This is a genomic window from Streptomyces sp. NBC_01288 (genome assembly GCF_035982055.1).
GTDB lineage: Bacteria > Actinomycetota > Actinomycetes > Streptomycetales > Streptomycetaceae > Streptomyces.
This window is the reverse complement of sequence record NZ_CP108427.1, coordinates 4,463,573-4,485,854: the sequence shown is the minus strand read 5'-3', so window position 1 is coordinate 4,485,854 and position 22,282 is coordinate 4,463,573. Positions and strand designations below refer to the sequence as shown.

Annotated in this window: 22 protein-coding genes; 8 read left to right on the top strand and 14 right to left on the bottom strand. The window is 69.4% G+C overall.

The genetic code is table 11. The features are described 5' to 3' along the window. Positions 1 to 24: 24 nt before the first annotated feature. Complete coding sequence (locus tag OG194_RS19855; protein WP_327402170.1) at positions 25 to 918, bottom strand: DUF4253 domain-containing protein; 894 nt, start codon at positions 916 to 918, stop codon at positions 25 to 27. Between the two features lie 50 nt (positions 919 to 968). Here OG194_RS19855 and OG194_RS19850 point away from each other — a divergent pair, with 50 nt between their 5' ends. Together OG194_RS19850 and OG194_RS19845 are read left to right on the top strand one after the other, a co-directional pair. Further along, positions 969 to 1,250: a hypothetical protein gene (locus OG194_RS19850; protein WP_327402169.1), complete on the top strand. Its 282-nt coding sequence runs from the start codon at positions 969 to 971 to the stop codon at positions 1,248 to 1,250. A 6-nt stretch (positions 1,251 to 1,256) separates the two neighbouring features. Beyond that, positions 1,257 to 1,787 carry a barstar family protein gene (locus OG194_RS19845; RefSeq protein ID WP_327402168.1) on the top strand — a complete coding sequence of 177 codons (531 nt, stop codon included), beginning with the start codon at positions 1,257 to 1,259 and terminating at the stop codon, positions 1,785 to 1,787. Positions 1,788 to 1,942: 155 nt separating this feature from the next. On the opposite strand, the gene OG194_RS19840 is transcribed toward OG194_RS19845, so the two are convergent. Next, a complete protein-coding gene (locus OG194_RS19840; RefSeq protein ID WP_327402167.1) occupies positions 1,943 to 2,182 on the bottom strand; it encodes a DUF397 domain-containing protein in 240 nt (79 codons plus the stop codon). After that, a complete protein-coding gene (locus OG194_RS19835) occupies positions 2,179 to 2,991 on the bottom strand; it encodes a helix-turn-helix domain-containing protein (protein WP_327402166.1) in 813 nt (270 codons plus the stop codon). Before OG194_RS19835 ends, OG194_RS19840 begins: the two co-directional genes overlap by 4 nt. Before the next feature lie 122 nt (positions 2,992 to 3,113). Here OG194_RS19835 and OG194_RS19830 point away from each other — a divergent pair, with 122 nt between their 5' ends. After that, on the top strand, positions 3,114 to 3,539 hold the full coding sequence (locus tag OG194_RS19830) for an ATP-binding protein (protein ID WP_327402165.1): 426 nt from the start codon (positions 3,114 to 3,116) through the stop codon (positions 3,537 to 3,539). A 34-nt stretch (positions 3,540 to 3,573) separates the two neighbouring features. Here the strand turns inward: OG194_RS19830 and OG194_RS19825 are convergent, their stop codons facing one another. From OG194_RS19825 to OG194_RS19805, 5 genes are all read right to left on the bottom strand, one after another. Further along, positions 3,574 to 4,398 (bottom strand): inositol monophosphatase family protein, encoded by an 825-nt coding sequence (locus OG194_RS19825; protein ID WP_327402164.1) that lies wholly within the window; start codon positions 4,396 to 4,398, stop codon positions 3,574 to 3,576. 10 nt (positions 4,399 to 4,408) lie between these two features. After that, a complete protein-coding gene (locus OG194_RS19820; protein ID WP_327402163.1) occupies positions 4,409 to 4,693 on the bottom strand; it encodes a hypothetical protein in 285 nt (94 codons plus the stop codon). Between the two features lie 58 nt (positions 4,694 to 4,751). Continuing rightward, positions 4,752 to 6,329 carry a glycosyltransferase family 2 protein gene (locus OG194_RS19815; protein ID WP_327402162.1) on the bottom strand — a complete coding sequence of 526 codons (1,578 nt, stop codon included), beginning with the start codon at positions 6,327 to 6,329 and terminating at the stop codon, positions 4,752 to 4,754. Between the two features lie 320 nt (positions 6,330 to 6,649). Beyond that, entirely contained in the window at positions 6,650 to 7,468 is an 819-nt protein-coding gene (locus tag OG194_RS19810) for a helix-turn-helix domain-containing protein (RefSeq protein ID WP_327402161.1), read from the bottom strand. Continuing rightward, on the bottom strand, positions 7,465 to 8,238 hold the full coding sequence (locus OG194_RS19805) for a peptidoglycan-binding protein (RefSeq protein WP_327402160.1): 774 nt from the start codon (positions 8,236 to 8,238) through the stop codon (positions 7,465 to 7,467). The genes OG194_RS19810 and OG194_RS19805 overlap by 4 nt, the downstream gene beginning before the upstream one ends. A gap of 296 nt (positions 8,239 to 8,534) precedes the next feature. Between OG194_RS19805 and OG194_RS19800 the strand changes: the two genes are divergently transcribed. Continuing rightward, entirely contained in the window at positions 8,535 to 8,972 is a 438-nt protein-coding gene (locus OG194_RS19800; RefSeq protein ID WP_327402159.1) for a peptidoglycan-binding domain-containing protein, read from the top strand. 111 nt (positions 8,973 to 9,083) lie between these two features. Here OG194_RS19800 and argS read toward each other — a convergent pair whose 3' ends face one another. After that, on the bottom strand, positions 9,084 to 10,853 hold the full coding sequence (argS, locus tag OG194_RS19795; RefSeq protein WP_327402158.1) for an arginine--tRNA ligase: 1,770 nt from the start codon (positions 10,851 to 10,853) through the stop codon (positions 9,084 to 9,086). Between the two features lie 664 nt (positions 10,854 to 11,517). Here argS and lysS point away from each other — a divergent pair. Beyond that, on the top strand, positions 11,518 to 13,266 hold the full coding sequence (lysS, locus tag OG194_RS19790; RefSeq protein WP_327402157.1) for a lysine--tRNA ligase: 1,749 nt from the start codon (positions 11,518 to 11,520) through the stop codon (positions 13,264 to 13,266). A 55-nt stretch (positions 13,267 to 13,321) separates the two neighbouring features. On the opposite strand, the gene OG194_RS19785 is transcribed toward lysS, so the two are convergent. The 3 genes from OG194_RS19785 to OG194_RS19775 form a co-directional block, all read right to left on the bottom strand. Then, on the bottom strand, positions 13,322 to 14,662 hold the full coding sequence (locus OG194_RS19785) for a DUF2637 domain-containing protein (RefSeq protein ID WP_327407135.1): 1,341 nt from the start codon (positions 14,660 to 14,662) through the stop codon (positions 13,322 to 13,324). Between the two features lie 199 nt (positions 14,663 to 14,861). Next, positions 14,862 to 15,806, bottom strand: coding sequence for a DUF3558 family protein (locus OG194_RS19780; RefSeq protein WP_327402156.1), 945 nt, complete (start codon positions 15,804 to 15,806; stop codon positions 14,862 to 14,864). 133 nt (positions 15,807 to 15,939) lie between these two features. Then, positions 15,940 to 16,788: a DUF3558 domain-containing protein gene (locus tag OG194_RS19775; protein ID WP_327402155.1), complete on the bottom strand. Its 849-nt coding sequence runs from the start codon at positions 16,786 to 16,788 to the stop codon at positions 15,940 to 15,942. Positions 16,789 to 17,058: 270 nt separating this feature from the next. Between OG194_RS19775 and OG194_RS19770 the strand changes: the two genes are divergently transcribed. From OG194_RS19770 to OG194_RS19760, 3 genes are all read left to right on the top strand, one after another. Beyond that, positions 17,059 to 18,252 (top strand): RtcB family protein, encoded by a 1,194-nt coding sequence (locus OG194_RS19770; RefSeq protein ID WP_327402154.1) that lies wholly within the window; start codon positions 17,059 to 17,061, stop codon positions 18,250 to 18,252. Between the two features lie 231 nt (positions 18,253 to 18,483). Continuing rightward, on the top strand, positions 18,484 to 19,851 hold the full coding sequence (locus OG194_RS19765) for a hypothetical protein (RefSeq protein WP_327402153.1): 1,368 nt from the start codon (positions 18,484 to 18,486) through the stop codon (positions 19,849 to 19,851). Positions 19,852 to 19,980: 129 nt separating this feature from the next. After that, the gene (locus OG194_RS19760; protein ID WP_327402152.1) at positions 19,981 to 21,267 is read left to right on the top strand and encodes an alpha/beta hydrolase-fold protein; all 1,287 of its coding nucleotides are present in this window, start codon (positions 19,981 to 19,983) and stop codon (positions 21,265 to 21,267) included. 10 nt (positions 21,268 to 21,277) lie between these two features. Here the strand turns inward: OG194_RS19760 and OG194_RS19755 are convergent, their stop codons facing one another. Next, on the bottom strand, positions 21,278 to 21,481 hold the full coding sequence (locus OG194_RS19755) for a hypothetical protein (RefSeq protein WP_327402151.1): 204 nt from the start codon (positions 21,479 to 21,481) through the stop codon (positions 21,278 to 21,280). Next, positions 21,481 to 22,257 (bottom strand): SDR family NAD(P)-dependent oxidoreductase, encoded by a 777-nt coding sequence (locus OG194_RS19750; protein ID WP_327402150.1) that lies wholly within the window; start codon positions 22,255 to 22,257, stop codon positions 21,481 to 21,483. The genes OG194_RS19755 and OG194_RS19750 overlap by 1 nt, the downstream gene beginning before the upstream one ends. Between the last annotated feature and the right edge of the window lie 25 nt (positions 22,258 to 22,282).

The window sequence follows — 22,282 nt, the reverse complement described above, 5'->3', positions numbered from 1 at the left end:
GATCGACAAGCGGATGACGTCAGTTCAGTCCCACCAGAAGGACCACACCCGCTGGTCGAGGACCTCGTGCCGGGCGTACGCGCGCAGGGTCTCGTGACGGCCCTGGGTGATGTTGTCCGGGCAGAAGGCGAAGTGCTCGGCGGCGATCGCCTCGGCCTGCTCCTGGGTGGTCGGCGGGGCCGCGACCGACAGCACCAACTGGTCGGCGGTGAGGGCCACGACGCGTATGCCGAAGCGGTCCTCCCAGGAGCGCAGCACGGCACAGAGCCGGGCCACGTCCCCCTCGTAGTTGATCTGCCCGGTCCAGCCGATCGCCGCCGGGATGTCGGCGCTGCGGCGGGCCGGGACGAGGGCGAGGTGCGGTTCCTTGAGCCAAGAGCCGCTGCCCGCAAGGGAGTCGGCGATCTCGGCGGCCCGCGCGTCCGGATCGGCGACCAGGGTGAGCGGTTCGGCGAGGCCGGGCCACTCGGGACCGTACGGCGCGATCATCTCGTCGTACGTGGCCTGCTCACCGAAGTTCTCGACCACGGCCTCGGCGAAGGAGTCCGTGCCGGGACGGTCGGCGTCCGGGGCGAGTTCGTCCGCCGCGTACTCCTCCCAGAACTCCTCCAGGACCTCTTCGGCGTCATGATCCCCCGGATACGACGCCTCGTCGGGCAGCAAGTGCCATTCGTCCAGGGCGCCTTCATCGCCACCCAGGTCCAACAGCACGGGGAGCAGCCCGGCGGCCCGGCGCGCGGGCTGGAGGGCGTCGTAGTCCCCGGGCCTCGCCGGCTCGTCCGCACACCACAACAACGGTTCGTCCGCCGGACCTTCGGCGGTCACGTCGATCAGACTCCCGGCGGGGAGTTCAAGCCCGAGCGAGCTGCCGCTCGGGTCGGCCGCCAGCGTCGGCAGCGGGTTGGGAAGGGTCGCCATGCCGAAAACTGTAGAGGCGGCCACTGACAGTCGGGGTGCGGGGAGTTGGCATGAAAAGCGGTGACGAGGTGACTCGGCGCGTTCCAGTAGAGCTGGCGGGGTTCACTGATCTGTTTCGGGACCTGGAGGAGTACGTGGTCTCTCTGGACCGGGTGTTGTCACGAATCGGTGCGGGAGAGGATCCCCACATACTGCTTGAGTACGTCGTGGAGTTCGGCCTCCCCGCACGGCTCGCTCGCGCTCGTGGCTTCGTCGGTGATGCGCTGGAGTCCGTCATCGGAGCGGATGCCCTGGAAGCAGTTGCTGAGCAGGTCGAGGGGTACAGGGGATGACGTCTCATGGCCGTGTACGACTTCACCGGGCGTGCGGAGCCGTGGGTCGTCATCGCTCCGCAGGGTGACCCGCTGCTGGAACGGCAACTGGTCGCCCTGGAAGGGCAAGGCGGGCTCGTCTTCCACCTGTCCGCCGAGGAACTGGCCACGCCGGAAGGCGTGTTCGCCGCGTTCGCCCGGACGCTGGAGTTTCCCGGCTACTTCGGCCACAACTGGGACGCGATGGTCGACTGCCTGGACGATCTGCACGGGTCCTGGCACGGCGGCAGAGGTGTCGCGGTCGTCATCGGCGACGCCGACCTGTTGCTGGGCGCCGGTCATCTGCGCCTGTTCGTCTCGGTGTTGTGCCAGGCGGCGGCGCGCGCGAACAGCGCGGTGGACTCCGACGGCGAACCGTGGGACCGGCCGTCCATCGCCCAGCACTTCGCGTTCGTCTCCCGTACGGCGTCGACGGGCGACTTCGCTTCAAGGCTGACGGGCGACGATCTCAAGGTCGGGGTCGTCGGCCCGTACGTGACTGTCTCGCTCGACGAGTGATCGGACGCGAGCGGTGTTGCCCTCGGCTGAGCCCTGTCGGACGGGGGACCCTGTTGGCGAAAGTGTGACACTTTGGCGCTGAGTGTCACACTTCTGTGGGTCACCTTGCCGGAGGGGCGAGCGTTCCCGGGCATCGCTCAGCTTGGACTTGCCGACTACCGGGTGGCGGTGAACGCAGCCCAGGCGGTGGGGGCGAGTTGGAGCGTGGGGCCGTCCGCTTCCGGGTTCTTGGAGTCGCGGATGTGGATGGTGTGGGGGCAGGTGGCTACCTCGACGCACTGACCGCCCTCGTCGCTGCTGTACGTCGACTTCCGCCAGGTGTAGGCGACTTCGAGGCACGCGCCGCCTTCGCTGTTGCTGTAGCTCGACTTGAACCACTGAAGTCCGGTGCTCATTGATCTCCTAGCAGACGGTCCAGCAGGCTTCGTGAGTCCTCGATGGTGAGTGCCTGCGTCCGCAGCATTGCATATTTACGCGTCAGGATGGACACCTCATCCGCGTCGGAAACCCACTGGCTGCCGCGTTGGGACTCTGCGTAGGCGAGGTGCTGATGATCAGGCGTCTCCAGGAGGATGAAGGGGCCTGCGTCTCCTGCGTGGGAGGTCCGATTCAGCGGGAGGATCTGAAAGGACAGGCCCGGGAGTTCGGAGTACGTGCGCAGAGCGCGTAGTTGGGCCCGGTGTGTCTCGCGGCCTCCATTGGGCCACAGCAGCGCGGGCTCCCAGACGACGAAGCTCATCGTCGGCGGATTCTTGCGCTGCATGATCTCCTGGCGGCTGATCCGGCCCGCAACCTTTGTCTCCAACTCGTCCTCGTCGTACGCCGGAAGGCGACTGCTCAGCAGCGCGCGGGCGTACGCCTCGGTCTGGAGCAAACCGGGGACGACCGCGTTGTCGTACCAGGACAGGGAGATGGCCTCCCGCTCGTGCAGCATGTACTCCTCGGCGTAGAGCGGGAATTGGTCGATCTCGGGGAGGTTGTCGACGCCCGCCTCGAACGTCCCCTTCGTGTCGAGGATCCTGTCCAGCGACTTCGCCAGCGGGGGCATCAGTCGGCGCCTGCCCTGCTCGACCGACGCGATGGTCTCCTCGTCGACCAACGCCCGCTCGGCGAGCTGGCGTTGCGTCAACCCGGCCGCCATCCGGGCCGCTTTCACCTGTGCGCCCAGCAGCCGCATCGTCGAGCGGTTCTTCTTGGAGTTCATGCTGTGGTGCTCCCCACATCCACCCGTTCCGGACCCCGCGCGCACCCGTACTCCACCCGTACAAAAACCGATCCAGGGCTCACGCCCTGTCAACACTAGTGACGCTACGCAACTCTTGTCCCGTGAACCTGAGTGAGAAGTTCTTCCGGCGCGAACGCCGGTCCGTTCCCGCCGCGAGGCAGTTCGCTCACGCGTACCTGGCCGAGTGGGGACTCGCGGGGACCGAGCGCGGCGCCGATGTACTGGTCTGCGTCAGCGAGTTGGCGACCAACGCGCTGGTGCACGGGGTGCCGCCGGGGCGTCAGTTCCGGCTGTTGTTGCGGTGCGACGGGTATTCGTTGCGGGTCGAGGTGCACGACAGCGGGGGTGGTGTGCCGCGTGTCGACGCCCACCCTCGTGACACCGACGAGGGTGGGCGCGGGCTGCTGCTGGTTGCCGCGCTGGCCGACAAGTGGGGGGTGGGGGAACGGGACTTCGGGAAGGTGGTGTGGGCCGAGTTCGACACGGAGCAGCGCCCGACGGAACCGGTCACGATCAAGTCGTCCTGATCAGTGGCCGGTTCAAGCGTGGTGCGCTCGCCGGTCAAGGCCGCCCGGGCCGCTGACTTCGGCCGCGCACCATCGACATCAGCAGCCCGTGGGTCTCCTCGTCGGCGGCGACCAGGAGCCCACGGCCCGCCGCGCCGATCGGGGCACCGTCGATCCCGGTGACGACACAGCCGGCGGCCCGGCACAGAGCGATCCCGGCCGCGAAGTGCACGCTTGCGGAGAGGTCGCCGCCGTCGGTGACGTACGCGGCGCGCTTTCCGGCGGCCACCCAGGCCAGCGCCAGTGTGGTGGAGACGACGCGCGGCCGGAAACGGCCGACGAACTCGGGGTGGGCCAGCAGATCCACGGCCCGGAACACCGGCGCGCTCGGGAACGGCGGATCCAGGTTGACGTCCACCAGCCGGGTGGCCGGCGTGGGCGTCAGAAGGGTGTCGTCGGCCCCGTCCCGCCGTACCCAGGCGGTCTCGCCGTCGGTGAAGAAGACCTCGCCGCTGAAAGGGTCGGCCACGGCCGCCGCCCCGTCGCGCAGGGCCACGTTGACGGCCACCAGCATGTTGCCTACGGCGTAGTTCAGCGTGCCGCACAGGGGATCCACCAGCCACTGGCGCTCGGCGTCGGCGGCACCCCGCTGCCCGCCCTCCTCGCCGAGCACCGCGTCGTCGGGCCGTGCGGCACGGATGACGTCGAGGATCGCCGCCTCCGCCTCGACATCGGCAGCGGTGGCGAAGTCCCCGCCACCCTTGTCGACGCGGTCGAGCCGCCGGCCGTACAGGGCGCGGACCACCTCGGCACCGGCTGGTGCCGCGGCTGTCGCGACCGCGGCATCGTCGGAACCCGCACCTGACTCGGCACTGGTCACCGGTCGACGCCTAACGCCCCAACCTCCGCCGCACCCGCCGCACTTGACGATTGTCCGCGACCGAGTCGAGGAACCTTCGCCCGCTCCCGGCCTCGTACGCCGGGCCCTCCAGCCGGAGCACCGTGCCGTCGCGGACGACCGCGTACGCGATGGGGTCGGCCGTCTTCGGGAGGGTGACCGGGTGGCGGCCGGAGGGGAGCTTCAGGCGGGCGGGGAGCCGGAGTTGGGCCGTCGTCGAGTCGGGGGTGGGGAGCAGCTCGGCGTTCGCCGCGAGCGTCGCCACGGTGACCTTCACGCGGGCCGGGGCGGAGTCCGCCGTAGCGGCCAGGTACGGCAGGGGGAGTGAACTCCCCTCACCCCGACCGGAGTTGGCCGCGGCGGCCGCCGCCGTGTCGGGGCCCAGCTTGCGCTGGCGCTGGTCGATGTCGAGGGCGCTGGCCCTTGACCGTCCGGTACGGCAGCGCGAGGCGGTCGCTCGTCAGCGCCGGGCCCGCCGCCGGGTCGTCGCCGGCCACCCGCACCATCCGGTCCACGCCCAGGAGTTGGACGTACGCCCACACGTCGTGCACCCCGCGCTCCAGCGGACGTCCGCCCGCCAACCGCTCGGGGTCCAGGGACAGTTGACCGGTGGCGATCACCTGCGCACGGCCGTCCCCGAGGGGCTTCAGCCGTACCTCCAGGTCGCCCTCCGGGTACCACCAGTCCTCGCGGTCCCGGTCCTTCACCACCAGCTCCGCGTACGCCCGCCGGAACGGGTCGGGGACCTCCCAGCCGTCCTCCGTGCCCGGCACGCCGTCGAGCAACTCCGGGTCCAGGTACCGCTTTCCGTCCCGTTCGACCAGGACGAGCGGCTCGCCGTCGCCGCGCAGCAGGTCCAGCGTGACATCGGCGACCAGGCGGCCGTCCGCCCAGCGCAGGTCGCGGACCTCGCTGCGGACCTTCACCTCGCGGACGCGCTCCGCGAGGGTCACCGCGCCGTCGAAGTCGCCGGCCTCCAGCAGGGTGGCGCGCAGGCGGGACACCGCGGGGAGGCCCTCTCGTACGGCCGTCGGGAACTCCTCCAGGGCCACTTCCCTCGCCGCTTCGAAACGCTGCCGCTGCTCGGCCGGGTCCTCGCGGAGGATCTCGGGCTCGCGGGTGCGGGAGAGGATCTCCACGTGGTAGAGCCGGTGGAGGAGGCGGTTCTGGAGTGCGTCGATGTCGTCGGACGCGGGTGTGGCTTCCTTGAACTGGCGGACGACCGTACGGGTGTTGGGCCAGAAACCGTGCTTCGGGTTGAAACGGTGCTGGGTGTTGTTGCCGCCGTCGTCCCGCTTCATCCAGTAATAGACGGGATAGTCGGCGAGGATCGAAATGCGCTCCGCCTTCAGATAGGCGGCGCTGACGAAGGCCAGGTCCTCCAGGATCCACGGCCCCTCGGGAAAGCGGAGCCCGTGCTCCTCGACGAAGGCGCGCCGGAACATCTTGTGCGGCGACATGCTCTGCGTCAGCTCGTCGTTCTCGATCGTGCAGGCGTCCACCGTGTGCCGGAACAGCCGCCGGGGCCGCACCATCGTGCTGGACATCTTGCCGAGGACCACGTCCGCGTCGTTCCGCTTCGCGTGCTCGTACAGCCGCTCCAGGGCCTCCGGCCCGAGCGTGTCGTCGTGGTCGACGAACTGGATGTACTCGCCCCGGGCGTGCTTCATGCCGAGGTTACGGGGCGCGCCGGGCCAGCCCGAGTTCGGCCGGGTGTGCACCTGGACGTTGGGAGCCCCGGCGGCGATCTTCTCCAGGCGGCTCAGCGTGTCGTCGGTCGAGCCGTCGTCGACGTAGATGACCTCGTACTCCTCGGCGGGCAGGCTCTGTCCCAGCAGGGACGGCGCGCACTCGTCGACGTACTTCCCGGTGTTGTAGACGGGAACGATCACGCTGACCTTGACTCTCGGCATTCCACGGACCTTACCCGTCGGTGAAAGCACGGTGAACTGACGGCTTACTGGCTTGCCTTGAGATGTGAGGGGTGCGGCTTTCGCTCGGGAGGCGAAGACGGTCACACTCTGTGTAATTGCTGCGTACAGTCGGTTTCCGAAATGGTCTTGACGGTCTCTATTCGACTCGGATCAGTTGTCGGAATGGCAGGCGCCTGGCGGGTGATCGGTCGGTGTGCCTGCCGTCGTGGCCGGGTTCGAAGGTGCGTGACGCAGCACCCGCAGGTGGCACGGAGCCGGTGGACGGCGAGGTTGCTCAGCCGGTGGCGGTCGGCCCCGGGTCAGTGCACCCGTCCCTCGAAGCACTCCCGCTTGCCGCCCGCCGAAGGCTGGAAGCACGCCCGCACCACAGTCCCCGGGGCCGTCGCGGCCATCAGCGTGTACACATACGACTCCGCGTCCACGGCATTGCCCACCTCCGCGCCGTGCACCGCCCCCACCCGCCCCGGCACGCTCAGCTCGATCCGGTCGCCGATGCGGCCGCCCCAGGTGCGGGCCCAGGTCGTGCCGCACTCCCGGCTGTGGCGTAGTTCCATCCAGGCGCCGGTGGCGGTCCGGTGCTGGGCGACGGTGTCCGGTTGCGCGGCGCAGCGCATGGCCATCGGGCTGCGGCCCTCGCAGGCCGTGCCGTGGCAGCCCGGGCCGACGGGGGTGGCCGTGGTCGCGGCGGTGGGGGAGAGGGGTTCGGACGAGCGGGAGTCGGGGAGCAGGAGCAGGGCTAGGACCACGGCGGTCACGGCCACCGCGCAGACGGACGCGAGGACCGCGAGGGTGACGACGCCGCGTTGCTCCGGGGGCGGGGAGACGGGCGGCGGCGGGGGCGTCACCGCAGGGGACGCCGCCGCCGGTGTCGCCTCCTCGGCCGTCGTCGCCCGCCCGCTCCCCTCCGCCTCCGCGAGTTCCCACAGCGCCACACACCGACCGACCGGTTCGCCCGCGAGCCGGCACAGCTCCTCCACCGCTTCCCTCGGCGGCAGGGTCTTGCCGTTGAGGTAGCGCTCCCAGGACGACTTGCTGTACGGCGTCTTCGCGGCGAGGCCCGCCAGGCTCAGCCCGGTGGCGGATCGCAACTCCCGTAGCGCGGCGGCCAGTTGTCTCATCCCCTGAGGGCCTTCCAGGTGTGCGGGCCGACCATGCCGTCCACGACGAGACCGGACCGCTGCTGGAACGCCTTGACCGCGTGTTCCGTCAGCGGGCCGAAGATCCCGTCGATGCCGCCCGGAGAGATCCCCGCCCTGCGCAACAGACACTGCGCCTCGGCGACATCGGGCCCGGTGTCGCCCTCGGCCAGATTCTCCTGCTGGGTACGGCTGTTGCCCGCGTACCAGCGGCCGTCGGTCCGCTCGATCCGGCAGGGATACGGCGACGCGTCCGTCGGCGCGGCGAGCGGGGCCGCCGATCGTGTCGTGGTCGTACTCGAAGCCGTGGAGCCGCCGTTGTTGCCGGCGTCCATGAGGCGGATCGTCACGAGCACCGCCGACGAGACCGCCAGGACGAGGGTCACCGAGCCCGCCACGAGCGCGATGCGCAGGGCGCGTCGCTCGGGGGACCGGAGGGTCTCCGGTGACGGTAAGTGGCCTGTTGTCGGGGCCCGTTCGGGCGTGGTCGCCCAGCCCTCCGCGGCCACCTCCCGCAGCGCCAGCAGCCGGGCCGGGTCCTCGCCGCAGACCCGCGCCAAGGCCTCCAGCGCCTCCGCGGGCGGCAGGGAGCGGGCGCCCAGGTACCGCTCCCAGGACTTGGCGCTGTACCCCGTCCTCGCCGCCAACTGCCGGATGCTCAGGCCGCTGTGGTCCTTCAGGCGGCGCAGGCGTACCACCAACTGCCGTACCCGCGGATCCAGTTCCGCGGGCAGCACTTTCCAACGCGACATGTGTTCCCCCCACTTCGCGTTCAGGGCCCGGGGTCAGCGGCCCCTGTCGCGTCGCATTCTGCATCACTGACACCGCTTCGCACGGCTATTCGGTTCCAGTGCGTGAAGGGAATCAGCCATGGTCGGCAAGGGAGCGGCAGTCGTCCCGTCCCGCCGTCCCCGCTGTCGGTGTCCCCGCAGGTCAGGGCGGGTGGCGTCCCGTCGAGACGTCACTTCGGCGCCGGTTGTGGCGAGACGGCCCGGGCGGACCGCAGTCTCGTTCCAGCACGACGACCGACTACCTGAAAGAGGAACGCATGCGACCGAATGTCGTGGCCAGGACCCTCGTCAGCCTCACCGCCGTCGCCGGTATCGCGGTCGGGGGCGTCGCGTTCGCCGCCCCCAGCTTCGCCGCGCCGGCCGCCTCCGTACAGGCCTCCGACGTCTCGATCCAGGCGACGCAGAACTTCGGCCTCTCCACCGCCGAGGCCAAGAAGGTGCAGAACTGGCTGCACACGTACTGGGGTTACACCGACACCATCGACGGACAGCTCGGCACGAACAGCTGGAAGGCGTTCCAGCGCAACCTCCAGACCTACTGGGGTTACACCGGCGCCATCGACGGCGACCCCGGCGTCAACACCATCAAGGCGCTCCAGCGGCTCCTCCAGAACTGGGGCTACACCGGCGCGATCGACGGCGACGCGGGCTCCGGCACCCGGGCCGCGTTCAAGAACTTCGCCAACGGGATCTGAGCCAACGGGATCTTAGCCAACAGGCTCTGGAAACACCGGTTTTGACGACTGCGGCCCGTCCTCCCCGGGGAGAGGACGGGCCGCGGTGCGTGCGCATGAGGGCGAGTGGGGTTAGAGGCGCTCGGGCGTCCTGATGCCCAGCAACGCCATCCCCCGCTGCAACGTCCGTGCCGTCAAGTCCACCAGGAACAGGCGGTTTTCGACGACCTCCGGGGCGTTGTCCGGGGAGAGGACGTGGCACTGGTCGTAGAACGTCGTGAGGGCGGAGGCCAGTTGGTAGAGGTACGCCGTCAGTTTGTGGGGGGCGTACTCCTTGGCCGCTTCCGCCACTACCTCGCTGAACTGGTCCAGGTGGAGGCCCAACGACCTTTCCGCCGGGGCCAGTTCCAGTTCCGGGTGGGCCTGGGGGTGGGACTCGCCGGCCTTGCGGAGGATGGACTGGATGCGGGCGTAGGCGTACTGGAGGTACACCGCCGTGTCGCCGTTCAGGGAGACCATCTGGTCCAGGTCGAACTTGTAGTCCCGGACCGCGGAGGTTGAGAGGTCGGCGTACTTGACCGCGCCGATGCCCACGTAGCGGCCGTTGTCGATGATCTCCTGCTCGGTCAGGCCGACCTTCTCGGCCTTGTCGCGGACGACCGCCGTGGCGCGCTGGACCGCCTCGTCGAGGAGGTCCTCCAGCTTCACCGACACGCCCTCACGCGTCTTGAACGGCTTGCCGTCCTTGCCGAGGATCGTGCCGAAGGCCAACTGGTACGCCGTGACGTCGTCGTTGAGCCAGCCGGCCCGGCGTGCGGTCTCGAAGACCATCTTGAAGTGGAGGGACTGGCGGACGTCGACGACGTAGAGGAGCGAGGTCGCCTTGAGGTTGAAGACACGGTCGCGGATCGCGGACAGGTCCGTCGCCGCGTAGCCGTAGCCGCCGTCGGACTTGCGGACGATCAGGGGGACGCGGTTGCCGTCCGGGCCCTTGATGTCGTCGAAGAACACGCAGAGCGCGCCGTCCGAGATCTCCGCGACGCCGGACTCCTCCAGGAGGCGGCACGTCTCGTCCAGCATGTCGTTGTAGCCCGACTCGCCGACGATGTCCGCGTCCCGGATCTCCATGTCCAGCTTCTCGAAGACGGAGAAGAAGTAGATCTTCGACTCGTCCACGAACTTCTGCCAGGCGGCGAGGGTCTGGGGGTCGCCCGCCTGGAGGTCCACGACCCTGCGGCGCGCCCGCGTCTTGAACTCCTCGTCGGAGTCGAAGAGTTTGCGCGCGGCCTTGTAGAGACGGTCGAGGTTCGACATCGCCTCCTCGCCGGTGACGTCCGCGTCGGCGTGGTCCAACTCGCCCGGGTGCTCGTCCAGATACTGGATCAGCATGCCGAACTGGGTTCCCCAGTCGCCGATGTGGTGCCGACGGACCACCGACTCGCCGGTGAACTCCAGGAGTTGGACGACCGCGTCGCCGATCACCGCGGAGCGGAGGTGGCCTACGTGCATCTCCTTCGCCACGTTCGGCTGGGCGTAGTCGATGACCGTCGTGCCGGGGTGGGGGGCGAGGGGGACGCCCAGGCGGGCCGTGTCGTCGGCGTAGCGGGCGGCGAGGGTTTCGGTGATCGCGCGGTCGGTGATCGTCACGTTCAGGAAGCCGGGGCCGGAGACCTCGATGTCCTTGATCACGTCGCCGGTGGTCACGTTCGCCACGACCTGGGTTGCCAGCTCCCGGGGGTTGGCCTTGGCCTTCTTCGCCAGGGCGAGGATGCCGTTCGCCTGGAAGTCGGCCCGGTCGCTACGTCGCAGCAGGGGGTCCGCGGCGGCCTCCGGCAGGGTTGCCGTGAGGGCGTTCGCGAGGCGCTGGTGGACTAGGTCGGTGAGCGACGTGACCGAGGTCATGGGGTGGGAGCCGTTCTCCTCGTGGGTTTGGTAGACACGGTCAGTATCCCACGGGGGGTAAAGCCAGTTTTTCGGGTGCGGGCCCGGTGGGGGCTGGTCGCGCCCCGCGGCGGAGCCGCATATCGATACAGCCCCGCGCCCCTTGGAGGCGGCTGCGCCGCCGTCCAAGCCTCAGCCCCCGCGCCCTTGAAGGCGGCTGCGCCGCCGTCCAGGGCTCCGTCCCGCGTCCCCTCGCGTCAGGCCTCAGCTCCGCGCCTCCGTGCCGCGCGCCCCGCAGTCTCGGCCTCGCGCCCCCTCGTGTCAGGCCTCCGTCCCGATCCCCCTCGTGCCAAGCCACAGCCCCACGCCTCCCACGGTCCCGGCCCATCAGGCCTCAGCTCCACGCCTCCGTCCCGCGCGCCCCACGGCCTCAGCCCGGCGTCCTCTCGCGCCAGGCCTCCGCCCGATCCCCCTCGCGTCAGGCCTCAACCCCGCCCCCCCCACAGCCACGGCCCCACCCCCGCGCCCCCTCACGCCAAGCCCCACCCCCACCCCCCAAGGCCGCCCCCCCGCCCCCCACAGTCACGGGCTTGGAAAAGGCGTTTTCGTGGAAGGGAGGTCGCCTGGGACAATAGAGCGGTCAGTCGTGCGACCGTACCGGCTGCCCCGTGTCAGAAAGAAGGACGTGCCGATCGTGGCTCAGAGCACCGAGACCACCGACTGGGTCTCCCGTTTCGCGGATGAGGTCATCGAGGAGTCGGAGCGTCGGGCCCCGGGCAAACCGGTCGTCGTCGCGTCCGGGCTGTCCCCCTCCGGGCCCATCCACCTCGGGAACCTCCGCGAGGTCATGACCCCGCACCTCGTCGCCGACGAGATCCGTCGCCGGGGTCACGAGGTCCGGCACCTCATCTCCTGGGACGACTACGACCGCTACCGCAAGGTGCCCAACGGGGTGGAGGGGACCGACGCGAGCTGGGCCGAGCACATCGGGAAGCCGCTGACCTCGGTGCCGGCTCCGGTCGGCTCGCCGTATCCGAACTGGGCCGAGCACTTCAAGGCCGCGATGGTCGCCTCGCTCGCCGAGCTGGGCGTCGAGTTCGACGGGATCGGCCAGACCGCGCAGTACACCTCCGGCGTGTACCGCGAGCAGATCCTGCACGCCATGAAGCACCGCGGTGACATCGACGCGATCCTCGACCAGTACCGCACCAAGAAGGCCCCCGCCAAGAAGCCGCAGCAGGCGCAGAAGCCTGTCGACGACGCCGAGTTGGAGGCCGAAGCGGGTTCCGGCGCGGCCGAGGAGGACGACGGCAGCTCCGGTTCCGCCGGGTACTTCCCGTACAAGCCCTTCTGCGGCAGCTGCGGCAAGGACCTCACCACCGTCACGGCGTACGACGACGACACCACCGAGCTGACCTACGTCTGCACGGAGGACGGGTTCACCGAGACCGTCCACCTCAGCGAGTTCAACCGCGGCAAGCTGGTCTGGAAGGTCGACTGGCCGATGCGTTGGGCCTACGAGGGCGTCATCTTCGAGCCGAGTGGTGTCGACCATTCGTCCCCGGGGTCCTCGTTCCAGGTCGGTGGGCAGATCGTCGGGATCTTCGGCGGCGAGCGGCCCATCGGGCCCATGTACGCCTTCGTCGGCATCAGCGGCATGGCCAAGATGTCCAGCAGCAAGGGCGGGGTCCCCACCCCGGCCGACGCGCTCCAGATCATGGAACCGCAGCTCCTGCGCTGGCTCTACGCCCGCCGCCGCCCCAACCAGTCCTTCAAGATCGCCTTCGACCAGGAGATCCAGCGCCTCTACGACGAGTGGGACAAGCTGGACGGGAAGGTCGCGGAGGGGGCAGCCCTTCCCGCCGACCTCGCCGCGCACGCCCGTGCCGTCCGTACCGCCGCCGGTGAACTCCCGCGTACACCCCGGCCGATGCCGTACCGGACCCTCGCGTCCGTCGCCGACATCACCGCCGGAGCCGAGGACCAGACGCTGCGCATCCTCAGCGAACTCGACCCGGCCGACCCGCTGTCCACCCTCGACGAGGTCCGCCCCCGGCTCGACAAGGCAGAGGCCTGGATCAACACGCACGTTCCCGCCGACCAGCGGACCATCGTGCGCGACGAACCCGACACCGACCTCCTCAAGTCCCTCGACGAGCCCTCCCAGCAGTCCCTACGACTCCTGCGCGACGGCCTCGCCGACCACTGGTCCCTGGACGGCCTGAGCCACCTCGTCTACGGCGTCCCCAAGGTCCAGGCGGGCTTCTCCGCCGACGCGACCGCCAAGGAACTCCCGCCGGAGATCAAGACCGCCCAGCGCACGTTCTTCGCCCTCCTCTACCACCTGCTGGTCGGTCGTGACACCGGCCCGCGTCTGCCCACGCTGCTGCTGGCCGTGGGCCAGGAGCGGGTGCGGAGGCTGCTGGGGGAGTAGACACACCGCAACGACGAAGGGCCCTCTTCCGAGGGCCCTTCGTCATTTTCCTGTCTCAGGCGATGTGTTCTTCCTCAAGCTGTGTCGTGTGACGGTTGGTGAAGCGGGTGACCATCCGCTCGGCCTCGCGCTGCGGGAGCGTGATGCCATAGGTGGCCTCCACGTCGCCCCGGAACTGACCCGAGGTCGGGTAGCTGCCGTCTATCGACTTCTTGAAGACCTGGTAGTACTCGTCCTCCGTCAGCTCCGTGCCACCGCCCGCACCCATCTCACGGGTACGGCCGGGGCCCGACGGGATCTGGAAGGTACCGGTGTCCTCCATGGAGGGCTCAGGGGCCGGGGCGGGCTCCTCCTGCTGGAACGCCTGCTGCTGCGGGAACGGCTGCTGTTGCCGGTCGAACCGCCGCTGCTGCTGCTCGAACCGCTGCTGTTCCTCCTCGTACTGCTGGAACTGCTCGGCCTGCGGCTCCTCCTCGTACCACCCGGAGTACACGGGATCCGGTTCGTACGTCGGGTCGTAGCCGCCCTGGTACGCCACCGTCTGCGGGTCCCGCGAGTGCAGCCACGGGTTCTGCGGCTCGGCCTGGTCCCGGGACTGCTCGTGCCGCTCGTTGCCCTCGGCGGCGGGGAGTTGCTCGCGGGCCGGTGCCGGGGCGTTCTGGACGGCCGGTGCCGTCGGCTGTTCCTGCTCGCGGGCCGGCTCCAACTGCGGGGCCGGGGGCAGCAGTACGGGCTCGATGCCCGCCGCCGCGAGGCCCGAGGGGGCCGTCTGCGCGAGCGGGACGCCGTAGCGGGCCAGGCGCAGCGGCATGATCGACTCCACGGGGGCCTTGCGGCGCCAGGCGCGGCCGAAGCGGGAGTGGAGGCGGGCCTGGTAGACGAGGCGGTCCTGCTCCAGCTTGATGACCTGCTCGTAGGAACGGAGTTCCCAGAGCTTCATGCGGCGCCAGAGCAGGAACGTCGGGATGGGGGAGAGCAGCCAGCGGGTGAGCCGGACGCCCTCCATGTGCTTGTCGGCCGTGATGTCGGCGATACGGCCGATCGCGTGCCGGGCCGCCTCCACCGAGACCACGAACAGGATCGGGATCACCGCGTGCATGCCGACACCGAGCGGGTCGGGCCAGGCCGCGGCGCCGTTGAAGGCGATCGTCGCGACCGTCAGCAGCCATGCCGTCTGGCGCAGCAGCGGGAAGGGGATCCTGATCCAGGTCAGGAGCAGGTCGAGGGCGAGCAGGACGCAGATGCCCGCGTCGATGCCGATCGGGAAGACGTACGCGAAGTTCCCGAAGCCCTTCTTCAGGGCGAGCTCGCGCACGGCGGCGTACGAACCGGCGAAGCCGATACCGGCGATGACGACCGCACCGGAGACGACCACGCCGATGAGCACCCGGTGCATACGTGTGAGCTGAATGGGTGCGGACACCCGGACTCCCCTCCCCTTACATGGTGTTGCGCGCAACAGGGTGGCACATGTGTGCGGCGTCCTGGGTGCCGGTCCGTCAGGAGCCCGGTCCGCGAAGGGGCCGGGCTCCGTCAAAGGCCTGTGCTGACCTGCGAGTTGAGGCCCGGAAACGGGCCGGATGTGAAATCTGCGGTCAGCTCTTGTCGGCGGCGGAAGAGGCGGAGGAGGAGGCCGTGGCGGCCGGGGCCTTCGCGTCCGACTTCGCCGCGGACTTGGAGGCGGAGGCGGACGGGGAAGCGGTCTTCGAGGGCGACTTGGAGGAGGACTTCGAGGGCGTGCTGCCCGCGCCGCCCGAGCCGGAGCCCGAACCCGCGCCCGTACCCGTGCCGTTGGCCGACGTGACCGCCGCCACGGCCTCCTTCACGGCCTTCTCCGCCGCCTTCGTCAGCGTGTCCGCGCTCGGCGCCTTGTCGCCCGCGAGGCCCGCGCCGTTGTAGTCGACCGTGACGACCACGTTCTCCACGCGCGCCACCACCGTCTGCTGCTTGAAGGAGCCTTCCTTCTTCTTCAGGTCGTAGCGCACCGCCGTGGCCTCGTCGCCCGCGCCCGCGACCGGCTCCGACTTGGCGTTCTTCGCGCCGGTGACGGACTGCGCCTCCTGCACCTGCTTCGCGTAGTACGCGGCGGCCAGCTTGTCGCCCTCGCCCTGCGTCTGCGAGGAGTCGAAGCGCAGCAACGACACGTTCAGCCAGCGGAACTGCGAACCCTTGACCCCGTTGTTGTCCAGGCTCGTCCAGGAGCAACTCCCGCGCGACGCCGTGTCGCTGGACGTGCCCTCCTTGCCCGACTTGGCGCTCTTCGGCACCAGATCGGTCAACGTCTTCTTCGACAGCACCGCGCACGGCTCGGGCAGCTTCTTGTACGCCGCCGCCTGCACCGTCGGAGCGGCGGTCGCGTCGGCGGACGTCGTCGCACCGGGGCCGGTGGTGTCCTTGGCCGCGCCGTCGTCGGAGCCGGAGTCGGAGGAGCAGCCGGCCGCGATCAGCATCACCGGGACGGCGGCCGCGCAGACAAGGAGGCGGCTCAGACGCTTCGCCCGCTGCTGGTCACTGTGGTCTCGCTGTGCTGGTTGATGCATGGTTCCTTCACTCATGACGCTCGTGGTTCCTGCCGTCGGATCGGGTCCGAGGGGCCACGGTACGCGGTGAGTCAGCTGTGCGGTCTCCGTTCACGGGCTTTGCGGGCCCCCGCGAACGGCCCTCCCGAACGCCCTAACCGTTGAGCGAATCGGCCAGCTGCGCGGCCAGTTTCCGCGCCCTGTCCTGCATCTTCTGGCTGTCCGGCACGACACCGACCGTCGCCGGCTGCTCCTCGTACTCGATGGTCACAATGACGTTGGACGTGCGAAACACCACAGTCACCGTGCGCTGCTGAGCCGTCGAACCGGAACTGCTCAACGCGTCGTCCAGGAACGCCTCGTCGCCGAGACCGGAGAGGGCGCGGGGTTCGAGACCGGTGGGGGAGGCGGACGCGGAGGGCGAGTCGGAGTCCGTGGCGGACGCGGAGGACGAGGACGAGGGGGTGGCGGAGGGCGTCGCGGAGTCCGACGCCGACGCCGAGTCGGACGCGGAGTTCGACTCGGTGTCCGACGCCGTGGCGCTCGTCGTCGGCTCCGGGAGATCGGCCGCCGTCTCCTTCGTCGCGAAGATCGTCTGCGCCTGGCTGTCGTCGCTCACGGCGTTGTCGTAGGACACCACCCGCTCGAAGTCGACCAGGAGATGGTCGGTCGCGTCCGTGGACTCGACCTTCCAACGGCAGCCGACCTTGCGGTCCGTGTCGTACGTCAGCGTCGCGTCGCCCGCGTACGCCGCCTCGCGCTGGTCCGCGTCGGTGATCTGCTGGAGGCCGGGGAGCAGGGAGTCGAGGGTGCCGTGACCGACCGCGCCGCAAGGCTCCGGGAGCGTGCGGTACTTGCCCGGCTGGGCCACCGCGGTCGCCGTGCCGGCCTCGCCCGGGTTCGCGTCGTCCGTCGTACCGCTGTCGGTCGAGCCGCTCGTGCAGCCGGCCAGCAGCGCCACGAGGAGCGCGGCGGTGCCGGGTACGTACGCCTTCCGCTGCACGGTCGGGCTCCTCTCGACGGTGTGTCGGGTAGGTGTCGGGTGTCGGGTGCCGGCGGTGTTCCGTGCCCCTCGACCCCTTGAACGATCCAGGGTCTGCCAGTGTCCCCGCTGGTTAATCGCTTGCCGCACCGGGGGACCCCCTGGAGACAATGTCTATCGCACGCACAGCCGTGGACGCCGGTCCGCTGTCCCTTTCGTAGACCTTGGCGACGGTTTTGCGATGTATGACTTTTGACTTTTTTTGATGGTTTTCGGGGGAATGAGGACGCTATGTCGTACGTGGAGATGCCGGGCGCGAAGGTACCGATCCGCATGTGGGCCGACCCGGCGTCGGTGGAGGAGGGCGCGCTCCAGCAGCTGCGCAACGTCGCGACCCTGCCATGGATCAAGGGCCTCGCGGTCATGCCGGACGTGCACTACGGCAAGGGTGCGACGGTCGGTTCGGTCATCGCGATGCGGGGCGCGGTGTGCCCGGCGGCGGTGGGGGTCGACATCGGCTGCGGAATGTCCGCGGTGAAGACGTCACTCACGGCGAACGATCTTCCCGGCGATCTGTCGCGGCTGCGGTCGAAGATCGAGCAGGCGATTCCGGTGGGGCGGGGGATGCATGACAGCCCCGTCGAGCCGGGGCGGTTGCACGGGTTCGTCACCGGTGGGTGGGACGACTTCTGGGGGCGGTTCGAGGGGGTCGCGGACGCGGTGAAGTTCCGGGAGGACCGGGCCACGAAGCAAATGGGCACACTTGGCGGAGGAAATCACTTCTGCGAAGTATGCGTTGATTCTGACGGTTCGGTGTGGCTCATGCTCCACTCCGGGTCCCGGAACATCGGCAAGGAACTGGCCGAGCACCACATCGGCACGGCCCAGAAGCTCCCGCACAACCAGGGCCTGGTCGACCGCGACCTCGCCGTCTTCATCTCGGACACCCCGCAGATGGCGGCGTACCGCAACGACCTGTTCTGGGCGCAGGAGTACGCGAAGTACAACCGCACGATCATGATGGCGCTCCTGAAGGACGTGGTCCGCAAGGAGTTCAAGAAGGCGAAGCCGACCTTCGAGCAGGAGATCTCGTGCCATCACAACTACGTGAGCGAGGAGCGGTACGAGGGCGTCGACCTGCTGGTCACCCGTAAGGGAGCGATCCGCGCCGGCTCCGGCGAGTACGGGATCATCCCGGGCTCGATGGGCACCGGTTCGTACATCGTGAAGGGCCTCGGCAACGAGAAGTCCTTCAACTCCGCGTCGCACGGCGCCGGTCGGCGCATGAGCCGTACCGCGGCCAAGCGTCGCTTCTCGACGAAGGACCTGGAGGAGCAGACACGGGGTGTGGAGTGCCGCAAGGACTCCGGCGTCGTGGACGAGATCCCGGGCGCGTACAAGCCGATCGAGCAGGTCATCGATCAGCAGCGGGACCTCGTCGAGGTGGTGGCGAAGCTGAAGCAGGTCGTCTGTGTGAAGGGCTGAGCTCCGCGGCTCCGCAACTCCGCGGCTCCGCAACTCCTCTGAGATCGCTGTGAATTCGCGGCCTATCGCTGTGGATTTCCGCCGCCGTCGCACGTCACATGCGTGTTCCATTCACACGCTCCATCAGCGAAAGCATTGCTTGCGCGCTTTCCTCATGCTGGCCTCCAAATTCGCTGTGATGCTGCCCGGGTGTTAGTCGACCCCCACCCGCAGCGTCTTGGAGGACAGCACATGATGGAGCCGTACCGGAATCAGAGTGAGATGAGTCGGCGGGCTGTCGTGGCCGCCGGGGCGGTCGCCGCTCTCGCGGGGACCGCCCTCGGCACCGCCACTTCCGCGCGGGCCGCCACCGGGGGTGTCGGCGGGCTGAAGGTCGGTGTCGGCAAGGCCGCCTTCACGCCCGCCGCCTCGCTGTTGCCGCTGGACAACTTCACCGCCGTGCACGACGACCTCACCGTCCGTGTCCTGCTCGTGGAGTCCGGGTCCCGGCGTATCGCGCTGGCCGTGCTGGACCTGACCTCGATCAGCGCGGAGGCGGTCGCGCTGATGCGGGACGCCATCACCGCGGCGAGCGGTGTCGCCGCCGCGAACATCATGGTCACCGTCACGCACTGCTTCTCCGCGCCGCATGTGCAGGCGAGTTCGTCCTCGGCCGGGGCCGCCGCGTATGTGCGGAACATCGTCGCCGCCACCGAGTCCGCCGTCGCCGACGCCGTGAAGAACCTCCAGGACGCCGAGGTCGGCTACGGCGCCGGTCGAGTTGACGTCAACGTGAACCGCAACGTCCGCACCGCCGACGGCTATTGGCTCGGTGTGAACGAGCAACTGCCGTCCGACAAGGGCGTGTACGTCGCCCGCTTCAACGACCTCGACGGGAACCCGATCGCCGTCCTGGCCAACTACAACGTGCAGTCGTGCGTGATGCAGGACTCGGTCATGGCCGACGGCACCCTGCCGATCACCGCCGACCTGGCCGGCGCGGCCGTGGCGCACGTCGAGGCGCAGTACCCCGGTGCCGTCGGGTTCTGGCTGGTGGGCGCGTGCGGTGACCAGTTCCCGGCGTACCGTTCGAAGCGGTACACGATCGACAAGGACAAGGGCTGGACCTACGGCGTCGATCTGCACGACGCCGGATTCGCGCTGCTGACCGCGCAGGGCGAGCGGCTCGGGAACGAGATCGTGCGGGTGGCGCAGGGCATCGGCACGTACGAGAGCGGCAAGCGGGTCGTGGTGCGGCTGGTCACCGACGACATCACCACCACCCAGGTCACCGGCCCTCAGGCCGGCGCGCCCACCAAGACCGTCACCTTCACCCCCACCGGCACCGCCCAGGTGCCGCTCTGGGTCTTCCAGGTCGGCAAGGGCGTCTTCGCGGGTGTGGAGCCGGAGTTGTCCACCACGACCGCGACCTCGATCCGCGAGAACTCGTCCTTCTCCAGCACCTTCGTCATGTCGATGTTCGAGGGCGGCGCCAAGAACATGCCCGACACATGGAATTTCGACCACGTCACCTATGAGGCGGTCGACGGCTTCTACATCAAGGGCACCGCCGAGAAGGCCATGGCTCGAATCGATCGCATCATCAAGTCCCTGAACTGAATCGAGGTGATGAGGGAAATGGCTACAAGGCGCGCCTTTTTAGGGCGGGTTCTGGGGACGGCCGCAGTGGCTGTCACGGGACTTGCCGCTTGTGAATCGGATTCAGCGGGAGGAGGCGGCGGTGGGCACATGAAAAGCGCCACCGCGATCACCAAGGTCTACGGCGACGGCCAGAAATTCATCGCGGTCGCCGTCGAGTACGACACCGAGATCGACACGTCCGAACTCTCGGCGTCGTCCTTCGAGGTCGAGGGCCGTACGGTCACGAAGGTCTACGCCAACACCCGCGCGGCGACGGCCGATCAGGGCACCGACGGCACGTACGTCATCGTCGAACTGTCCCCGGACGACGAGAGCGCCCTGTTGTGGGGAGGCGTGGGGTCGGGCGAGGGCGCGCCGGGGACTGCCCAGCCGTCGGCCGCGACCTCGGCGTCCCCCTCAAGCAGCCCCTACGTCATCCCCGGTCCCCAGGTGGGCTCGACGGGCGGACCGGCCACCGTCAAGGCGGCGAAGGGCACCGTCACCCAGGCCGGCACCGTCACGACCACCGGCGGCACCGGCTACGCCGCCGGCGACACCCAGGTCAGCACCAGCAGGACGGTGAACCTGATCGTCGACGACTTCGAGCAGTTCACGTACAAGGACTCGAAGACCGGCAGGTCGCTGCCCTACAACCTCTACATCCCCAAGGACTACGACCCGGGCACGTCCTATCCGCTGGTCCTCTTCATGCACGACGCGAGCCTGATCACCACCACGGTGCGGGCGACGCTGGTGCAGGGCCTGGGCGCGGTGTGCTGGGCATCCCCCGAGGACCAGGCCGAGCGCCCGGCATTCGTGCTGGCGCCCCAGTACCCGGAGGTGGTCGTCGGCGACGACTACAAGCCGACGGCGCTCTTCGACACCACCGCCGACCTGGTGAAAGCGCTGACGGCCAAGTACAGCATCGACACCGATCGCCTGTACGCCACCGGTCAGTCCATGGGCGCGATGATGACCCTCGGCCTGAACATCAAGTACCCCGACCTCTTCGCGGCCTCATGGGTCGTCGCCGGCCAGTGGCCCTCCGCGCAGGCCGCGACGCTGGCGAAGAAGAACCTCTGGGTCACCGTCTCGCAGGGCGACACCAAGGCCTATCCCGGAGAGAACGCCATCATGGCCGTCGTCGGGAAGGCCGGGACGAAGGTCAGCCGCGCGGTCTGGGACGGCCAGTCCAGCGCGGCGGAGTTCGCCGCGGACGTCAAGGCCATGGCGGCCAAGGGCACGACGGTCAACTACGCCACGTTCAAGAAGGGTTCGACCCTGGCCGGAGGATCGGCGAACGCGCACGGCGTCGAGCACAACTCGACGTGGCCGATCGCCTACACCATCGAGGACATCCGGGCGTGGATCTTCAAGCAGCGGAAGACCAACTAGTGTGCCGCGCCTACTTGTTCGGGGCGTGCATCACCGCGTAGATCATCACGAACGCGATGAGGTGGATACCGAAGAGGAAGTAGCCGAGGAAGTACCAGACCTTGCGCTCGTTCCTGGTCTCCTCGGCCAACCGGCGCTTGTCCAGGGCCTGTTGGGAGTTGTCCGGGCCGACCGGACTGTTCGGGCCGGCCGGGGTGCCCTCTTCGTCGGGCATCACAGCTCCCGGTGGACCTTGGTGTTCGAGGCCTGGGCGCGGGGGCGGACGACGAGGAGGTCGATGTTGACGTGGCTGGGGCGGGTGACCGCCCAGGTGATCGTGTCGGCCACGTCGTCCGCCGTGAGGGGCTCGGCGACGCCCGCGTAGACCTTCGCCGCCTTCTCCGCGTCGCCGCCGAAGCGGGTCAGCGCGAACTCGTCCGTCCTGACCATGCCGGGCGCGACCTCGATGACCCGCACCGGGGTGCCGACGATCTCCAGGCGCAGCGTCTCGGCGAGGACGTGGGCGCCGTGCTTGGCGGCGACATAGCCCGCGCCGCCCTCGTACGTGCCGTGTCCGGCCGTGGAGGAGACGACCACGACCGTGCCGTCGCCGCTCGCGGTGAGGGCGGGGAGGAGGGCCTGGGTGATGTTCAGGGTGCCGAGGACGTTCGTCTCGTACATCGTGCGCCAGTCCGCGGGGTCGCCGGTCGCGACCGGGTCGGCGCCGAGCGCGCCGCCCGCGTTGTTGATCAGCACGCCGATGGTCTTGAAGGCGGTCGCGAACTCGTCGACGGCATCGCGGTCGGTGACGTCCAGGGCGTACGCCGTGGCCTGGCCGCCGTTCCCGTTGATCTCCTCCGCGAGCGCCTCGATACGGTCCTTGCGGCGGGCGGTGAGGACGACGCGGTAGCCGGCCGAGGCGAGCTGCCGGGCCGTGGCGGCGCCGATTCCACCGCTCGCCCCGGTGACGACCGCGATGCGGGAGGCGGCGGAAGGTGCGGCGGTGGCCATGGGGTGCTCCTCGGGACGGATCGAC

Excerpts from the sequence above, each read along its gene's own strand:
- OG194_RS19805 (WP_327402160.1), bottom strand. The coding sequence starts at position 8,238 with ATGTCGCGTTGGAAAGTGCTGCCCGCGGAACTGGATCCGCGGGTACGG.
- OG194_RS19785 (WP_327407135.1), bottom strand. The coding sequence starts at position 14,662 with ATGCACCGGGTGCTCATCGGCGTGGTCGTCTCCGGTGCGGTCGTCATC.
- OG194_RS19755 (WP_327402151.1), bottom strand. The coding sequence starts at position 21,481 with ATGCCCGACGAAGAGGGCACCCCGGCCGGCCCGAACAGTCCGGTCGGC.
- OG194_RS19750 (WP_327402150.1), bottom strand. The coding sequence starts at position 22,257 with ATGGCCACCGCCGCACCTTCCGCCGCCTCCCGCATCGCGGTCGTCACC.
- OG194_RS19770 (WP_327402154.1), top strand. The coding sequence starts at position 17,059 with ATGTCGTACGTGGAGATGCCGGGCGCGAAGGTACCGATCCGCATGTGG.
- OG194_RS19780 (WP_327402156.1), bottom strand. The coding sequence starts at position 15,806 with ATGCATCAACCAGCACAGCGAGACCACAGTGACCAGCAGCGGGCGAAG.
- OG194_RS19765 (WP_327402153.1), top strand. The coding sequence starts at position 18,484 with ATGATGGAGCCGTACCGGAATCAGAGTGAGATGAGTCGGCGGGCTGTC.
- OG194_RS19800 (WP_327402159.1), top strand. The coding sequence starts at position 8,535 with ATGCGACCGAATGTCGTGGCCAGGACCCTCGTCAGCCTCACCGCCGTC.
- OG194_RS19835 (WP_327402166.1), bottom strand. The coding sequence starts at position 2,991 with ATGAACTCCAAGAAGAACCGCTCGACGATGCGGCTGCTGGGCGCACAG.
- OG194_RS19850 (WP_327402169.1), top strand. The coding sequence starts at position 969 with ATGAAAAGCGGTGACGAGGTGACTCGGCGCGTTCCAGTAGAGCTGGCG.
- OG194_RS19855 (WP_327402170.1), bottom strand. The coding sequence starts at position 918 with ATGGCGACCCTTCCCAACCCGCTGCCGACGCTGGCGGCCGACCCGAGC.
- OG194_RS19840 (WP_327402167.1), bottom strand. The coding sequence starts at position 2,182 with ATGAGCACCGGACTTCAGTGGTTCAAGTCGAGCTACAGCAACAGCGAA.
- OG194_RS19760 (WP_327402152.1), top strand. The coding sequence starts at position 19,981 with ATGAAAAGCGCCACCGCGATCACCAAGGTCTACGGCGACGGCCAGAAA.
- OG194_RS19810 (WP_327402161.1), bottom strand. The coding sequence starts at position 7,468 with ATGAGACAACTGGCCGCCGCGCTACGGGAGTTGCGATCCGCCACCGGG.
- OG194_RS19845 (WP_327402168.1), top strand. The coding sequence starts at position 1,257 with ATGGCCGTGTACGACTTCACCGGGCGTGCGGAGCCGTGGGTCGTCATC.
- OG194_RS19815 (WP_327402162.1), bottom strand. The coding sequence starts at position 6,329 with ATGCCGAGAGTCAAGGTCAGCGTGATCGTTCCCGTCTACAACACCGGG.
- argS (WP_327402158.1), bottom strand. The coding sequence starts at position 10,853 with ATGACCTCGGTCACGTCGCTCACCGACCTAGTCCACCAGCGCCTCGCG.